Source organism: Prosthecobacter sp., from assembly GCF_044373815.1.
GTDB lineage: Bacteria > Verrucomicrobiota > Verrucomicrobiia > Verrucomicrobiales > Verrucomicrobiaceae > Prosthecobacter.
On sequence record NZ_JBIPNG010000089.1, the window covers coordinates 1 to 17543 of the forward strand.

General features: G+C 60.8%; 6 protein-coding genes and 1 pseudogene. All 7 read right to left on the reverse strand.

Features of this window, described 5'->3' with window-relative positions:
* Positions 1 to 236: pseudogene (locus tag ACIREA_RS09980) on the reverse strand (twin-arginine translocation pathway signal); the annotation flags it as partial.
* A gap of 51 nt (positions 237 to 287) precedes the next feature.
* A complete protein-coding gene (locus ACIREA_RS09985; RefSeq protein WP_397382124.1) occupies positions 288 to 848 on the reverse strand; it encodes a DUF6714 family protein in 561 nt (186 codons plus the stop codon).
* 56 nt (positions 849 to 904) lie between these two features.
* Positions 905 to 3355 carry a CehA/McbA family metallohydrolase gene (locus tag ACIREA_RS09990; protein ID WP_397382125.1) on the reverse strand — a complete coding sequence of 817 codons (2451 nt, stop codon included), beginning with the start codon at positions 3353 to 3355 and terminating at the stop codon, positions 905 to 907.
* Positions 3356 to 3390: 35 nt separating this feature from the next.
* Positions 3391 to 4509 (reverse strand): acyltransferase family protein, encoded by a 1119-nt coding sequence (locus ACIREA_RS09995; protein WP_397382126.1) that lies wholly within the window; start codon positions 4507 to 4509, stop codon positions 3391 to 3393.
* A 20-nt stretch (positions 4510 to 4529) separates the two neighbouring features.
* Positions 4530 to 5780, reverse strand: a complete 1251-nt coding sequence (locus ACIREA_RS10000) for an alpha/beta hydrolase family protein (RefSeq protein ID WP_397382127.1) — start codon at positions 5778 to 5780, stop codon at positions 4530 to 4532.
* Between the two features lie 90 nt (positions 5781 to 5870).
* Positions 5871 to 16526, reverse strand: a complete 10656-nt coding sequence (locus tag ACIREA_RS10005) for an Ig-like domain-containing protein (RefSeq protein ID WP_397382129.1) — start codon at positions 16524 to 16526, stop codon at positions 5871 to 5873.
* 316 nt (positions 16527 to 16842) lie between these two features.
* Positions 16843 to 17442, reverse strand: a complete 600-nt coding sequence (locus ACIREA_RS10010) for a hypothetical protein (RefSeq protein ID WP_397382130.1) — start codon at positions 17440 to 17442, stop codon at positions 16843 to 16845.
* Between the last annotated feature and the right edge of the window lie 101 nt (positions 17443 to 17543).

Here is a 17543-nt window from a genome sequence, read left to right on the forward strand (position 1 = left end):
CGCCCGCCGCCCATGCTGAGGCACTCCGCACCACCTTCACTCACGCGCCAGTCTTCCATGGGATTCGCCCAGAATTCACCGCCGAGAAATACGCGGTCATGCGTTTTGGCCCAGGCATCCGTTGGTGCGTCGGGTTTGGCTGGAGCGGCAGGTGCGTTGTCACGGGTGCCGAGGCCCATGAGTGTGCCTGCCGTCATCAGCTTGAGTCCAGTGCGTCGGGAGATGTTCCGTTTCATGAACCCGATGCAACGTCAGCGCCGGGCCGCACCCATCACCAAATTTCGCTTTTATGAGGGAGGACAAACCCAGTAATGATCCAGTGCGTGTTGAATGTGAGGGTGATCAAATTCTTCGTCGGGGTCGCTCAAGAGAAAGAGCAGGAAGCTCCGCACACTATGTCGCTGCTCAGGTGAAAGGAGATCGAATTTGGTATGATCGACTACAGCAGCATGGGCCAGATGGAATGTCATGCCCATGCGATCGCCGCCCTGCAGATCCAAAATAAGAAAGGCAGGCAGATGAAACCGCATTCCTTCAGCATCGAAGAAGCTTAGACTGCTATGGCAGCGATTAAGCTCTTCGGCGGTGATGCGCCGCCAGTCGTCTTTTTCATCCTTTTCTCGATAGGCAGCACAAATCACCTCATCTGCATAATCATCCAGACCCTGGGCCTGAAGCAGGCCGACACCTGACCCAAGCGTCACTCCATGGAATGCCGTTTCAATGAGCTCGCATAGCTTCAACGCCTCTTTGCCACGCTCCATCTGCTGCACCGCCAACCTGATCGTTTCCGTGTCATAGCCGCGCGTCTTCATTTCAGCGATCTCTGCGTCTGTCGGGTATTTCATGAGCCCGATGCAACGTCAGTTACGATACGCACTCATCAGCGGATTTCGACTTTTTCTCAGCTGCCTGCCGGAGCCTCAGCGGCGATGCGACGATAGATTTCCTTCGCGGCCTCATACGCGCGCCTTGCCTCATCCCGCTCTGCCGGAGCGATGTTTTTCTCCCGCACACGCCAGAGCTGCTCGATGCAGGCGAGGCACCACTGCGCGCTGCGGCGTGAGGCGCGGATGGGTTGTTCTGCGACGATGACGTTCACCGGGTTCGTGTGCAGCTGCGGAAACTGCCGCACCGCCACCCAGCTGCTGCGTGGGATGTCGGCGCTGAAGGTGATCTCGTGCACGTGATCATCGGCAGACACCTCGCGCATGGCTGCGGGCAGACCATTAACGATGAGCTCCAGCTTGCGTTTGCCGCCGGCATACGGCTGCGCTGCGGTGACATCGTGATAGTTCACCGTGTCACCGGTCAGGCGTGCGCCCGCGATGGGTGTCGCGCCGCCATAGGCGATCTCCAGCGGGGTCTCAGAACTGAACGCGGCCTTCACACGCACCTCGACTTTCCCCGGCTGCGCGAGGCGCACCTCACCGCCGGAGGGCTGGCCCGCGACGGTGAAATCGAGCGCGTGCGCATAGCCATCGCTCACATAGCTGCGGCCCTGCGCCATCGCCTCGCACCACTTCTTAAAATCGATGCGGTCGATCTTTCCGAGCTTCACGTACGTGCGGCCCTGACCCACGCGGGTGCCGCTCATGCAGGGGAAATCGGTTTCGCCGGCGGCCTTGAGCGGAAAGCCGCAGTTCATGAGGTGATACCAGGTGTTCCATTCCAGCAAGCGTGCGGTGTCCATCGCGCTGATGAAATCACACACGCCATGCGCGGTGGTGACGAAGATTTCGTGGCCGCCCGCGTCGGGAATCGCGAAGTTGGGCAGCAGATCCAGCACGCGCTCATGGCTGCTGGTGAGTTCGGCTTCGTTGAGTCCGCCATCGTGGTCGGCATCAGTTTTATCAAACGGCTCCGGCAGCAGCGCACTCTGTGCTTCAGCAGCGGTGAGCCGCGCATCCTTGCTGGCATCGTATAGACCAAGCAGGCGTTTTGCCGCTGTTGCGGAGTTCACCTGCATGCCGCTGCCGGAGTGCGGGTAGCCGGTGAAGCCGCCCTGTTTCTTCGTCCAGCGCAGCGCGGGCAGGGTCCAGGTGGGCCAGCCTTTGATGCCGTCTGCGCCGGGATACACCAGCTCGCGCAGGTTCAGCAGGCAGACATGGCCGAGAGCTGCGGAACCGAAGCCGCTCACTTCCATGTCATATTTCATCTGCGTCAGCGGTTCGCTGATCAGATCGACCTTGGGGCCGAAGAACTGGCGCTGGTAATCGAAGCTGTAGCCCCATGAGAGCACGCAGCCGACGTTCAATCCTTCGCCTTTCACCTGCTGAAACATGTGCTCTGGCCGCATGCCTTCGGAGGGCGAGGTGTAGTGCGCGCAACCAGCCGCGTGGATGTGATGATCCCCGCTGTAATACCCGAAGTCCGCCGCATGGATCCAGCGCGCAAGCTTCACGGCGAGCTTGGTTTCCTTCGCTGCCGGGATCGTCGCCTGCGTCTTCACCGTGCGGTATTCCGGCCCGCGTGATGCCTGCATTGTAAACTCGCCCGGTGGCAGCAGCACGGTAGCGCCGCTGGGGCGATACAGGTGTTTTTGGAAAAAGAAATCCGGCGCAAGACGGCGCGCCTGCGGCGGAAAGACATGGCCTTGAGCATCGGTGAAGGTCAGGCGTGCCGTGGTGGACGTGCCGTCGAAGTCCTGGATATCGAGCTTCACCATCACCGCCGGTGATACCTGAAACAAGACCGGCACCTCTGCGCGGAAACCGAGATCCTGCGTTCCCTGGCCGATGTCGAACACCAGTGTGGCCTCGCGTTTGCCCGCCTCGCTCGAATAGATAAGTGCGATGGCGTATTCGACTTCCAGACCGCTGAGATTTGCAGTCATCGGCGGCGCATCAAACAGGCTGATCTCCAGAAAGCGGTCGGCGCCCTGCGTGTTCTCGTTCTCCCGCAGATGCGTCTGCCGCTCGCGCTCCATGGTGAGCTTGGCCACGCCTGCATAGGAGGGCCCGGCCTGCGGGCTGCTGATCTGCAGGCGCGCCACGCTGGTGGCGTGGTTGATCACCTTGATCAGCACGGGCGTGTAGCCTGCCTGCTGCAACTGCGCGGTGGCCGGTCCGCGCTGCGCCTTCACGCGTGATTCGGGGCTGATGTCCACCACGCACAGCACCTGCGGATCCAGCGCGGCCTGCACTCCCGAGCCATCACGCGCCGTGATCGCGGCTTGCAGTTTCGTGCGTTGTTCATCTGCGAGCGGTCTGCCGAGATAATTCAGCGCCTGCATGACGCGCTGCGCATTGGCCGCCAGCGGCTGGCCTTCGACTTCGACCGCAGGCGGAAGATCCGCGGCCTGAGCCATGACGCAGGCCAGGAGTGCGGTGAGCAGCGTAAGTTTCGCGAGCATGAGGTGCATACGCTGCGAACGGGCACGCCATTCCATCACGCCTTGAAGAAGATCCTCCGCCGGTAGAGCGCATAGAGGAAGAGCCACACCAGCAGCAGAGCGCCGGTGCTTTCCAGAACACTATGCCATTTCGGATCCAACGGCTGGTAGAGTCCGCTGAAGAGAAGCTTGGACGTGTGGCCGAAATCGATGAAGTGATAGGCCATGTAGATGGTGAGGCTGTTCATGCCGACGACGACGAGCGGGAAGGCCCAGCGTTTGAAATTCAGTAAGTCGATGATGCCGTAGAACGCGGCCAGCAGAGCGAAGGAGATGCCGGTGGTCACCAAAATGAAGGAGCTCGTCCACAGGCGCTTGGCGATGGGGAAGTGCAGGCTCCACAGCAGGCCGAGCGCGAGGCAGACGGCACCGGCGAACAGGAGACTGCGGAATTTCGCAGCGGGAGAGCTGGTGGTGCCTTTGAGGATCTCTCCTGCGAAGACGCCGAACATCGTCAGGCACATGGCGGGGAATTGCGTGAGCAGGCCCAGTTCGTCATACGTCCCCTGCAGCAGGCGGCCCGGAAGGTAGGTGCGGTCAAACCAGCCGACGAGGTTGCCTTCAAACGTGAGATTGCCAGCGCCGAAGCCGGGCACCGGAATGAGAAACAACGCGGCGTAATACGCCAGCAGGATGCCACCGGCCACGCCCAGCCGTTTCATCGAGCTGAGATTCAAATACAGCACCACGCTGACGAAGCCCGCGAGGCCGATGCGCCCGAGCACGCTGCCTAGGCGCATGTGGTGTGGATCGAAGAATGGGATCGGCGCGTTTTTGTCCAGAAAGCCGAGCACGAGGAGAATCAACAGGCGCACGAAGGCCTTTCGATACAGCGTGGTTTTCGGTGTGCCTTGGGCGATGGCCTTGCTCAGCGAAAACGGAATGGACACACCCGCGAGAAACAGGAAGAGCGGGAAGATGCAGTCGTAGAAAGTGAAGCCAAACCACGCGGGATGCGAGAACTGTTTCGCCACCGCATTCACCCACGGCCAGCCGGTTTTGCCATCGAGCTGATGAATCACCGCACCCGCGCCGGCGATCATGAGCATGTCAAAACCGCGCAGGGCGTCGATGGAGACCAGACGTGCCGGAGGGGGAGCTGCGGGAGTCGCCATGATTTGAAGAGCAACGGCGGTCACTTCGCGAACTCCACCATGGTGCTCACCATCGCATCGCGTTCATCGCTGACGGTGATGAACCAGGTGTTCGCCTCGGCGGGTGGTTTGGGGGTGGTGATGGTGTGGTCCTTGATCGTGGCGGGGACGGACTTCCATTCGCGTTTGGAGCGCAGGCCGGTGTCGGTGGTGTAGTTAAGCTCGGCTTTTTTGAGCGGCACTTTGCTCTCGCATGTGACAGTGACCTGATCACCGGATGCACTCGGTGCGCCCGGATTGGGCAGGGCATCACCGCCACGGCATTTCGAGTCGATGAACAGGCCGATTTCCTGCGGTGCCCAGCCGGGTGGGTGGCCGTGCGGCATCTTGATCTGGATGCGGATGTGCTTCTCTCCGGGGACGGCGTTGTAGCTCTTCATGTAGCTGTCGAGCACGTAGTGGACGTCGTTCGTGCCGTTCACAAAGAGGATGGGCACACGGCAGCGTGGCAGCAGGCTGCCGGGATCGTATTCCTTCACCCACAGCGCGCGGTGCTCGGGGTCAAGTTTGTCGATGCTGGGCTTTTGCACGGACTCACCCTCATGCAGGAAGCCGCAGCCATAGACGGGCACGGCGGCTTTGAAGCGATCATCCAAAGAGGCGACGAGGCAGGTCGTGTACCCACCCCAGCTGATGCCGGTGACAGCGGTGTGCTCGGCATCCACCTCCGGGAAGCTGCGCAGCAGGGAGTGCGCGCGCATCACGCTCGCGGCGGCGTGGAAGGGCCAGTCATCGCTCGTATCAGGAGTGAGCACGCAGTCGAATTTTTCGGGATGACCGTGCATCGGGCCACCCTTCGGCAGGCGCGTGCGTACGCCGCGATGCCCGTTGCCAATCGCCATGCCGGTCTTGGGATCAAACTCGGGCTCAGGCGGCCGCGAGCCGCTCAGATCCATGGCGATGGCTGCGTAGCCGCGCTTGGCCCACAGGTGCACCCAGTCGGCAAAGGCCGTGCCGCCACCGCCGTGAATGAGTACGACGCCGGGGAACTTGGTGCCGGGTTTCACCTTCTCTCCCAGAGTTATCGGTGAGGCATAAAAGGCGAAGACCTCCGTGTCATGGCCCTGGTACTTTTCACCTGCATAAGTCAGCGAATGAATCGGCTGATCCTGCCGCACCCACTTCATGGCGGGCACGTTGTTTTTGAGCGCATCCAGATCCCATGGGCCGACTTTTTCGGCGTGAAGGGAGGTGGCGAGACAGACAGCGGCGGTAAAAAGAGAGAACCTCATGGCGGAGATCAAACGCTCCCACGAAGGCGATTCAGCATCTTTTTTCTACCGCTTGGGGAACGCGGTTGTTCTCCTCGTGCCACGGACGGATCACGGCGACATCAAAGCTGGGAGCACGCGAACTCTCCCGAACAAGGTGGCATTCGAATTCATGCTCATGCTTTGGTTCATCGTGGCACCAGTGCCCTCCAGAACCGCCGATACGGGAACCCAGGTTTTGAGATCACTGGACGATTCCACGATGTAGAGGCGTCCGGCCTTGGATTTCCAGCTCAACACCAGTTCGTTGCCGGGTACAGCATGCGAAATGCTGGGTGCCGTCTCCAGTCGGTCCATGGCGGAACGAGGGTCCGTGCCAGCTTTGAACTCGGCAAGGTCGGTCATTCCATCCCCATCGCTGTCAGAGGCGTCCGTGGCGGCGGAAAGACTGCCGTAGAACTGCATTTCCCACCAGTCGGCAATGCCATCGCCATCAGAGTCTGCAATGATGAAGGAAGCCTCATGGATGCGGCTGACTTCCGAGCCTTTGACGGAGATGGCGCGGACTTTGCCACTCCAGCTCATGCGGACGGGAGCCCCGGAGACAAGCCATGGGCTGGTGAAATCTGGTGCCGAGCCATCGACAGTGTAGTGGATTCTGGTAGTGGGATCTGCCGCACCGATGACCACACCCACCGGCTGGTCAAAGCTGCCCCCGGGCGGCGAGAAGGTGATCGCCGGCTGCGCAGCCCATGCGGAGACGGTGCCGGTGGCCGGGCTGGAGATGATCAGCGCATCATCGACCACGGCAGGGCTTCCTCCGCGGTTCAGCGTGGCGATCAATGTGTTGTCGTAGCGGCCAAAGATAAACGTATTGCTGTTAGAGGCGGCGATGACGAGATCATCCGTGACAATGGGCTGCCAGGAAAGGTAGGTGCCGGCCGGCGCAGCATACGTGGCGACGAGGCTGCCATCCGTCGCCGTACGGCCCTGCACGGTGTTTCCACTGAGTGCAAAGACGGTTCCGCTGGAGACAGCCGGAGTGCCGTTGAAATCACCATTCACCGACCAGACGACGGCGTGGGTGTCCAGGTTGATGCAGGTAAGGTCTTCATCGTAATAGGTGGTGGTGGGGCTGTCGTTGATGAGGTAGGCGCGGCGGCTGTCCAGCGCGGTGGTACGGCCCATGCTGTAACCAAAACCGCCCCAGCCTAGCGACCGGGTCCAAAGGGCCGCGCCCGTTGCAGGATCATGGCGGACAAAGTCGCCATTCACAAAAGCATAGAGCTCGGAGTCCAGGATGGAAGGGGTCCAGCTGTCTGACTGCGCCTTGTTCACAAAGAACTTCTGGGAACCGCCGTTGAGGGAGAATCCGTACATGCCGCCGTAATAACCGCCATCCACAAAGACGCCGGGATCAAACACCGCCGGCGCCATGTAGCTGTCCCACTGCGCGGCATGCGGCGCAGACCAGAGGGTGGCTCCGGTGTCATCCTGCAGGGCGATGAGCTGGGTGTCGCTGGAATGATTGCCACGCTGCACATACACGCGCCCGTTGTACCAGCTTGGCGGATTCATGGAGGAGGCACTGGCAAAGCTTCGTGACCAGAGCTGCGCCCCGCTGCCGGCATCCAAGGCGACGACGCGGCTGGAGGTGGAATCGCGGAAGGAGGCAAAGACCCTGCCACCCGCGCTGGCCACAGGTTGCAGGCTGGAGCTGGCGCTGTAGCTCCAGCGCTGTGCCCAGCCGGTGCGGCCGAGCGCAGATGAGGCATAGCCCGTATGCGCCGGTCCGTTGCCAAAGGTGGACCAGGATCCCGTGATGCTCTGCATGATGGAGATGGAGACAGACGCCGTGGCGGTGGCTCCCGAAGGATCAGTGATGGTGTAGCTGAACTGGGTGCTGCCTCCGCTCACATCCGCAGGAGAGTGATAGCGCAAAGTGCCGTCGTCATTGCGCACCACGGAGCCCAGGGACGGCTGGGTGAACGACAAAACCGTGACCACATCTCCGTCCACGTCGAAGTCGTTGAGCCGCTCACGAATGGGGCTGACGATCTGTCCGGGTTGAGCCACCCGGGCATCTGCACGCGCCACGGGCGCATCATTCACAGGCAGCACGTTGAGCGTGACCGTGGCAGACGAGGAGAGACTCTTGCCATCGCTCGCAGCAAACTGGAAGCTGGTGAGCGGTGAGGCATGGCGGTCAGCCGCCGGCAGGAAGATGACCTTGCCCTGTGCGTTGGTGACCAGTGCTGGCACGGTCGCGATGACACTGCCAACCGAGGTGCCGTCCGCAGTCTGATACAAAGTGCCGACGGCCGGGAGAGTTGAGATGACAAAGTTCAGGGCGTCATTGTCCGCGTCCGTCCCCTGCAGGGTCAATGTCACACGTGTATCCTCAAGGGTGGTGGAGGTCTGCGCCAGAGCCACGGGTGCGTTGTTCGTCACGTCAGGCACCCCGAAAGCGCGGATGTAACCGTCAGTGCTGGAAGCAATGTAAAGGGAGCTTCCTGCGAGGCTGATGCTGCCGCCATAGGGAATGGTCTGGCGCAAGGCATGGGTGCCGAGGTCAAAGATGTAAGTCTTGGTGCTCGTGGCGGCGATGACGGAGTCGTTGGTGACGATGGGCTGGACGGTCAGGCCGGTGTCGGTTCCAGGCAGGGTGTACGCACCCACATAGATGCCGGTGGCGGCATCATACGCCTTGATGGAGTTGCCGCTGCTGAGGACAAACACCGCCTGATGTGCCACGGCGGGTGTGCCGACAAAGCTGCCGAGCACCTTCCAGGCGGCGGCGTGAGTGGAGAGATTCACGCAGATCAGCTCCTTACCGCCCGATGGAATGGTGACGGAGTCGTTGACCAGATAGGCGCAATCGTTGGCGCAGGCGATGGTTCGGTTCATGGAAGAGCCCGCCCAGCCGAAGTCCAAAGTCCACTGAGTGACGCCCGAGGTCTTGTTATGGCTGCGGAGGATGCCTTTAACGAGGGAATACAGGCCGCCGTTGTGCAGCGCAGGCGTCCACTGGTCATACTGGTCGAGGCTCTGGAAGAACATCTGGCCGCCTGAGGTGGGATTAAAGCCGTACATGCCCCCGTAGGTTCCACCGTTCACGTAAACCCCCGTGGCATCTGCCGCCGGAGCCAGGTATTTTTCCCATTGGGCGCTGAAGGGCGAGCTCCAGGCGGTGGCCCCGCTCGTGGCATTGAGGCTATAAAGCTTGCTGCTGCTGGAATAGGCGTACTGCATGTACACACTGCCATTGAACCAGGTGGGCGGGTTCATGTAAGCAGCCTGCGTGAAGTTTGACCGCCACAATTCGCCGCCGCTCGCGCTGTCCAGCGCCACCAGGCTGGAGTCTTGGAAATAGACCTGCAAACTCGCGAAAACCTTTCCGTCGGAGACCGCGAGCTGATGCGCGGACTTGGTCAGATTGGTCTGCCAGCGCTGGGTGAAGGCCGCAGTGCCGAGCCTGATGGGCAGGAAGCCGGTATGGTCCGGCCCTGCGCCAAAGGTGGGCCAGGAACGCCCCAGCGTGGTGCTGAGCACGATGCTTACCGAGGCGGTGGCCTGCGCGCTGGCGGCGTCGCTGATGGTATAGGTAAAGGTGTCCGTGCCGGAAGTGAAGCCGGCGGAAGGCACATATTGCAGGGTGCCATCCGCGCTTTGCGTGACCTGTCCTGAGGCACCCTGGGTGTATGAAACCACCTTGAGCACGTCGCCATCCGGATCACGATCATTGGCCTGAGGCTGGAAGCCCGCCAGAGATTCTCCGGGACGGAGGGCCACGACATCAGCGATGGCCACAGGAGGATCATTGACCGGTGTGATGTTAACCGTGATCGTGGCCGGAGCGGAAGAGGCAATCTGGTCATGGGCCGTGAAGGTGAAGGATCCGGCTGCCGCACCGAACACATTGAGCGGGGCCTGATAGATGATGACGCCGGTGCTGTTGAGCACCTGCGCCGGCGCCTGGTTGATCACAGCGCCCTTCGTTAAACCATCGGTTGTTTGATACAGCGTCCCCTGCGCCGGAAGGGTGCGTACGACATAACTGAGCGCCTCTCCGTTGCCATCCGTGCCTTCCAGTTTGATGGCGGCCTCCGCTTCTTCAAGAATTCCCACCTGCGCCGCCTGCGCAACGGGGATCAGGTTCGTCGGAACGCTTCTGCCATAAACGTGCACTTTGTTATCCGTGCCGGAAAGGTAGAGCAGGTCATTGGCAACTGCGATCTGGCTGCCAAAATTCAGCGTCTGAATCAGAGCGCGCGTGGCTTGATTGAAGATGTAGGTCTTGGAGGAGGATCCGATCAACAGCAGGTCATTGCTGACGACTGGAGCGCCGTTCAGGCCGGTTTCGGTGCCAGCCGTGTAGTCCGCCACTGACCGGCCGGTGGAAGCATTGAACGCCTTCACCACGCCGCCGCTGCAGGCGTACACGATGCCGTTGGAGATCGCCGGAGTTCCCGTAAACGTCCCAGAAACCCGCCACGCCACCGCCGGGACTGCCAGATCGACGCAGACCAGGTCACCGCCGGTCGACGAATTGGTGACAACGTAGGCTTTGCCAGAATCCAGGCAGACCGTCCGGTCCATCGACCATCCGGACCAGTTCCAGCCGAGATCCAGTGTCCATTGGGAAACACCTGTTTCGGGATGATGACGGCTCAGCTTGCCTTCGACAAAGGAGTACACCTGCCCGTTGTAAATGGCGGGTGTCCATCGGTCATATTGAGCCAGCGTCGCGTTGTAAAATTTCTGCGTTCCCGTCGTCGGGTCGAAGCCGTAAATGCCCCCATACGTGCCACCGTTGATATACAGACCCAGATCCGATACCGCAGGAGAATAGTGCCGATAGCCCTGGCTGGAGTAGGCAGAGTTCCAAAGGGCGGTGCCGTTCGCCGCATCGAATGCACGCACACGGTAGTCGTTGGAAACTGTATGCTGGATATAGACCTTGCCTTGATAGTAGCTGGGCGGGTTCACACCGCCTGCCGCCATCTTCACCCGCCACACCTCAGCGCCGGTGCTCTCGTTGAGCGCGATCAGGTAGCTGGATTCATTGATGCTGTTGGTCGGAGCCACAAAGACCTTTCCACCAGCAACAGCGAGCGGGGTCATGGCGATGCTGGATGCGTACTCCCAACGCTGGATCCAAGGCTGAGTGCCCAGCGAGCCCGGATAGCGGCCTGTGTGATCCGCCCCGTTGCCGTACTGCGCCCACTCCTTGCCGTATGAAGCGCTGACGAGCACCTGGACATTTCCGGTGGATCTCGCCCCCGCTCCGTCTTGCAGCGTGTATTGGAAGTTGTCAGTGCCTTCTGTAAGGTCTGCCTGCGGCACATAGCGCAGCGAGCCATCCCCGTTCTGGGTGAGAGCACCCTTGGATGGAGCGGTGAAGGAAACGATCTGCAAGGCCTCTCCGTCTGCATCGATGTCGTTGGCCGTCGGCAGGTAGGCCGTCAGGGGGCTTCCAGCACGCAGATAAACGGTGTCATCGATGGCGAGCGGGGCGTCATTGACGTTGGTGACATTGATCGTCGCCGTGGCCTCGGCGGAGCTGATCGTGCCATCGTTCACCTTGAATTTGAAGGTGGTGTAAGCCGTCCCGAAGCCATCGGGGGCAGGACGGTAGATCACCTGGCGCTGGGGATTTTTCACGACGACAGGAACCAGCGTGATCGGATCCCCGACCTGCACGCCGTCTGCGGTCTGGTACAGCGTGCCTTTGGCCGGCAGGGTGGTGATGAGCCCCACCAAGGGGTTGTTGTTCGCGTCCGTGCCGGGCAGCGTCAGGGTGACGGATTGATCCTCCACACAGGTGGCCGTCAGCGCCGTGGCGACGGGGGCGGTGTTGGCCCCCATCACGGCATAGCAGCGCAGCACGCCATCCGTGCCGGCCAGCAGCAGATAGCTGTTGCTCAGGCTGGGGATGCCCCCCGCAGCGATCGTCTGCGTCTTGGTGCCAGTGCTCAGTGTGTGAATGGCGGTGCTCGTTGAAGAACAGGCGAAGAGGGTGTCGTTGGTGACAATGGGCTGGTAGAGACCTGAGGTGCCGATGCCCGTGGTGTAGGTTCGAAGCAGAGCGCCGCTGGTGATGTCATAGGCCTGGACGTTTCCAGCAGCGTCAAAGGCGTACACCGACGAACCCGCAACTGCCGGCGTCGCGGCGGCAAACCCAGTCTGCACACGCCAGCGCACCGCCTGCGTGGTCAAATCAATGCAGACCAGTTCATTTGATGGAGAACGATTGTTCACGACGAAGGCGGCACCCGAGGCGATCGCCATGGTGCGCCCCATGGTATAGCCGTTCCAGTTCCAGGTCAGGTCCAAGGTCCAGTCGATGGTTCCCAAGGTGGGATTGTGCTGGCGGAACTTCCCTGTCACGAAGGAATAAGCCTTGCCGTTGTAGAAGGAGGGAGTCCAGCCGTCATACTGGTCAAGGCTGGAGAAAAACAACTGGGCGCCCGTCGTGCGGTTGTAGCCATACGTACCGCCGTAGGAGCCACCGGCTGTAAATACGGAGGTGTCGGTCACTGTGGGAGGCAGGTATTCCTCCCACTGGGCGCTGAACGGGGTGCTCCATTTCGTGCTGCCGTCAGTCGCATTCAGTGCCCAAAGCTGGCTGTCGCTGCTGTGGTTGCCACGCTGCACATAAAGCACGCCGCCGAAATAAGCAGGGCCGTTGAGCGAGCGCGCCTGCACCGGCCATAGCTTCTTCCACGCCAGAGTGCCCGTCGTCAGATCCACCGCACTCAGCTGCGTCTCGTTGAAATAGATGTCCGGAGTCGCAAAGACCTTCCCTTCCGCGATGGACACCTGGTTGAGCGCCTGCGGGGCCACCTGCAGCGTCCACGCCTGAGACAGCGTCTGTCCGTTCAGCGAGCCAGGATAAAAGCCGGTGTGCGCCGCGTCCCTGCCCATCATCGGCCAGGGGCCTGCGGCCAGGAGGCCCACGGCCACTGTCACCGTGGCGGTGGAAGTGCCGCCGGCTCCATCATTGATGGTGTAGGTGAAAGAATCCTCCCCGCTGGTGAAGCTGCCATTCGGCATGAAGCTCAACGTGCCGTCCCCATTGCTGGCCACGGTTCCTTTGAGACCCTGGGTGAAGGAACTGACCGTCAAACTCTGGCCATCGGGATCGATGTCATTCGCCAGCACCGTGATGGGCGTGATCATCTGCCCCGGCAGGCCCGAGGCAAAATCATTGAAGGCCACCGGGAGGTCATTCACCGCCGTGACATTGAGCGTCACCGTGGCCGCTGTGGACTGGGAGCGCTTGTCATTCAGCACAAACTGGAAGCTGGCAAACGGCGTGCCGTTGGCGTTCGGCGGCGGCACGAAGATGACTTTTTTCGCGCTGTTGGAAACGATCGCCGGCGCTGTGGCAATGCGTTCGCCAAGGCTGGTGCCATCACTCGTCTGGTACAGGCTGCCCTGGGCAGGCAGCGTCTGAATTTGCGCGGTGAGCGCATTTCCATCAGCATCACTGCCAGTGAGCGTGATGACCGCCTGCGCATCCTCGTTCAGCGTCACCGTTTGCGCATCCGCCACGGGCGGCGTGTTGGGCTGCTGCTGCACCGTCATGGTCACCGGCACGGACACCACGGGGCTGGCAGGATCATTTGAACTGATGTCAATCTGGCCCAGATAATCTCCCGCGATCTTGCCGGTCGCATCAAAGGTCACCGTGAGCGTGGTGGACTGCCCGGGCGCCAGCGTGGCGCCGGTGGGTGTCTGGGACAGCCAGCTCAGGCTGGAATCCATCATGCGGATGTCATCCCACCAAGCTTCGGACCCCGTGCTGAAGTTATAAAGCCACAGCTGAGAAACTTCGTCCACGTACGCCGCATTGCGGAATGGAATGTTGGCCTTCACCAGCGTGCCGTTGACGTAGTAGTCGAAATTTTTCGCCGTCCAGTCGAGATCCTGAAACTCGACGTGGTACCACACATTGGCCTGATAGCTGAAGGTCTCGTCGCCGCCGACGTCGCCATTGACGTAAAAACAGCCCGAACCCCGTGCAAAGAACCAGATCAAGTCATCACCATAGGTGCCGTCTGTGAGCACGAAGTAGCCATCATGCGTGGTCGTGGAGCCGGATCTCACCCAGAAGGAGATGTTTTTGGGCTTGGAGCCAGGGCTGAAGTCACGGTTGATGCCATGAAAGTGATCGGTGCTTCCCTGGTAGTTGTAGTGAAAACTCTTGCTGCCTGAGGCGGCGGTGGTGGACACGATTTCTCGTGTGCCGGCGCCGGAACCGCTTGCCCATCCGCTCAAGGTGCCGCTTTCGAAGCTGTCCGAAAAAGGCAGTGGCGTCGATCCCGACGCGATGCGCATGAGCTGCTTCACGCCTGCAGGCTGCGTCTCCGCCGCCGCATCCAGCACACCCAGGATCGGCGGAGCCTGAATGCTGGCCGTGCCCGGGTCCAGTGAAAGCACCGAGCTGCGCGGCACCGAATTGACGTCAAATGTCAGCGGCTGGTCACCATTGTTGGTCAGCGTCAAGGTTTTCGTCGCCACGGCATCCTCATACTGGGTGGAGGCAAGGGTGGAAGGTGCAACCTGGATGCGAGATTTCCCGAGTGCGAAATCAACCGCGGCAGGATTCGGCGGCACTGTCACGGAGGTGCTCGCGGACGGATTGTAGCCGGGCGCTGTGGCGCGGAACTCATAAGTTCCGTCGGTAAGTTTCACACTGTAGGTGCCATCGGCCGCCGCCACGACGCTGCCCGTGGACGTCCCGGTGTAGTTGATCAAAGCCGCTGCGATGCCCGAGCCGCCCGTCACCGCCGTCACCCGGCCGGACACGGTGCTGCTGGTGAAAACCGTGAGCTGTGCCTGGGAGGTCCAAGCGTGGCCTTCGGTGTCCGTCGTGTTCAAAATCAGCGAAAAAACATGCGGCGTAGGGGTGTCTGCGGCGATCCGGATGAGAAAAGGTGTGCCGCCGGTGGACGCAGTGCCACCCACGGCAAGATCGCCCCACGATTTGCTGCCCTGAAGCACGGTCACCTTGTTCCCCGCAGACGTCACCGTCAGCATGCTCGCGGCGCCCTTGGCAGTTTTCGCCCCCACATTTTTCAATGTCACCGCCAGCGTGATGTCCTCGCCGGAATTCAGTACACCGTCGTTGTTGCCAGCACCTCCCTGCAGGCCGCTGTCAGAGGCCTGCAGTGCAGTCAGTGTCACATACGGCTCCGATGCGATGATCAAGGCGCGTGCCAGGTTCATGCGCCCGTTCGCCGCCACCTTGCCGGTCATCCCCGCCACCCCATCGACATTGTTCATCAGCGAGCTCTTGATGTCCGACCAGTTCATCGCGGGACGGGCTGATTTGATCAAGGCACAGGCGCCTGCCACGTGAGGACACGCCATGGAGGTGCCGCTCAGCGTGCGGTAACCACCACCCGGACTGGTGGAGTAAATGCTCACCCCAGGTGCCGCCAGATCCACCGTGGTGGCACCATAGTTGGTGAAGCTGGCCAGCACATCCGCGTTGTCGCTGGCGGCCACGGAGATGATGTTCGCCGAGTCATAGGAGGCGGGATAGGAGGCAGACAGGTCCGTGTTGATGCCGCTGTTCCCTGCCGCCGCCACAAACAGAATGCCGGCCGTCCCTGCCGCATCGATCGCATTTTTCAAGGTCTGCGAATAGCCGCCACCGCCCCAGCTGTTGGACGTCAGGGTCACGTGGTTCGCCGTCGCATACAGCACGGCCTCGATGGCGTCTGAAGTCGAACCTCCGCCGCTGCCGGAGAGGAATTTCAGCGCCATCAGCCGCACCGTATGACAAACCCCAGCGACTCCGATGCCGTTGTCTCCCACCGCGCCGATGGTCCCTGCACAGTGCGTCCCGTGATAATGATCATCTGCCGGATCATTGTCATTCGACACGAAATCCCAGCCCCTCATGTCATCAATGTAGCCATTGCCATCGTCATCAATCCCGTTCCCCGGGATTTCGCCGGCATTCAGCCACATGTTTGCCGCCAGATCAGGATGGGTATGGTCAATTCCAGTGTCGATGATCCCGACCACGACGGCAGAGCTGCCCCGCGCGACATCCCAAGCCTCCGGCGCGTCAATGTCCGCGTCGCCCACTCCACCACTCTGGCCGGTGTTGTTCATGCCCCACAGGGAGGAGAAGGAAGGATCGTTCGGCGTCAGTGAAGCAAAGACCACGTAGTCCGGTTCCACGATCTGCATCGCAGCCCCGCTCAGCCGGAAATCCCTCAGCTTGATGTCGTACAAGTCCAGGTCAGAACTGCCCGTTTCCACGATGTAAACCTGCGAATTCGGCAGATGCCTGCGCACCTTGCCGCCCAGGCCGTCCAGCACCGTTTGCAGCTCCCCGGCGGTCACTCCGTCTTTCAGCGTCAGCAGAAAATGATCCGCCACCATCACCTTCTGCTCCTGCATGGTTTCCACACCCGTCGCCGCATCACGTTTCCATGACTCCTCAATGCGCAGGAACGGGTATTTGAACTTTGCCTCCACCACCCGCTTCTTGGTGAAGTTTCCCTGCGCATCCGGCGGCGTGGCGCGCTCCTGCAAAATGCGCGCGTCTTGCAGGAAGCGGGCCCGCTCCGTAGTGGCCGCCAGATCCGCCGGCTTCTGCGGCGCTACTATATACGGTGCCGGCTGAGCTTTGACCTCTGGAGTGGCCTCGCGTGTGCCAAAAACGGCGGGGGCTGCAGTCGGGGCAGGTTTTAGATTCGGCGGGCTGGATTTGAGCGCCCCACCGTCCGCAGGGGGCTTGGACACTAAAGGTGGGGCAATTTCTCTTGTCCCAAAAAGGTACCATCCGACCAAGGTCAGTAGCACGAGGGTTAAAACAGGGACAAAAAGTCGTCGGAGCATATTCGGCTAGAATTACGAAATTCCACCCCAGACTTCAACTGTTTCCTTTCTGTTTCCTAGGCAGACCCATTATTTAACCGGGCTAAAATCTTATCTCTACACCCTGCGGGAAATTCCACCCTCCACCCGAGGACGCTTTAATAAAACAAAACCGCCGCAGCGAGCGACTCCCGGCACTCACTACGGCGGTATATTGGGGTCAATGAGAGATGGATAGCTCTCAGTTGGCCTTCTTCGGACGGCCAAGCACATCGTCCTTGGTCGTTAGCGCGACGGCCACGACCTGATCGATGAGTTCCTGGCTGATCTTGAGATCCTTCAGAGTGTTCACGAGATTTTCAGCGATGGCGTTGAAATGCACCTCGGTGAGGCCCATGCCCTCGTGGGCTTTGCGCATGTCCTTGCCGGTCCATGGCAGCGGACCACCAAAGGCGGCGCTGAGAAATTCCTTCTGCTTCCGGCGCTGCTTGTCCATGCTCACGTCATCAAAGAAGTGCTTCACGCGGTCATCGGCCAGCACTTTGACATAGAAGGCGTCAATCGCAGCCTCCATGGCGGGTTTGCCACCCAGCTTTTGATACAGGCTGTCTTCACGGGCCTTCAGCCATTTCGTTTTGCAGGCTTCTTTGGCAAAGGACCATTTCCGGCCTTCGTATTCGGCGGTGATGGCAGGATCGACCGCCTTGCCACTGATCGGGCAGACGGTGTTCGTGGCTGTTTCAGCGGCGACGGTGGCTGGATCGACCGCGAGCGCGGCGGCATTGACCAGCAGGGTCATAACAGCGGTGATGGTGACGATGGAGGAGAGAATAAGTTTCATGGTTTGGTTGGGCTATTTAATAAGTTGCATCGCCGATGCATCAATGCGCCGATCCTGCGCAGAGATGCGCGTTTGTTGTGCGCGGTGCCTCCGCGCCAATT

Coding starts and splice junctions, on each gene's coding strand:
- ACIREA_RS09990 (WP_397382125.1), bottom strand. CDS start 3,355: ATGCTCGCGAAACTTACGCTGCTCACCGCACTCCTGGCCTGCGTCATG.
- ACIREA_RS09985 (WP_397382124.1), bottom strand. CDS start 848: ATGAAATACCCGACAGACGCAGAGATCGCTGAAATGAAGACGCGCGGC.
- ACIREA_RS10010 (WP_397382130.1), bottom strand. CDS start 17,442: ATGAAACTTATTCTCTCCTCCATCGTCACCATCACCGCTGTTATGACC.
- ACIREA_RS10000 (WP_397382127.1), bottom strand. CDS start 5,780: ATGAGGTTCTCTCTTTTTACCGCCGCTGTCTGTCTCGCCACCTCCCTT.
- ACIREA_RS09995 (WP_397382126.1), bottom strand. CDS start 4,509: ATGGCGACTCCCGCAGCTCCCCCTCCGGCACGTCTGGTCTCCATCGAC.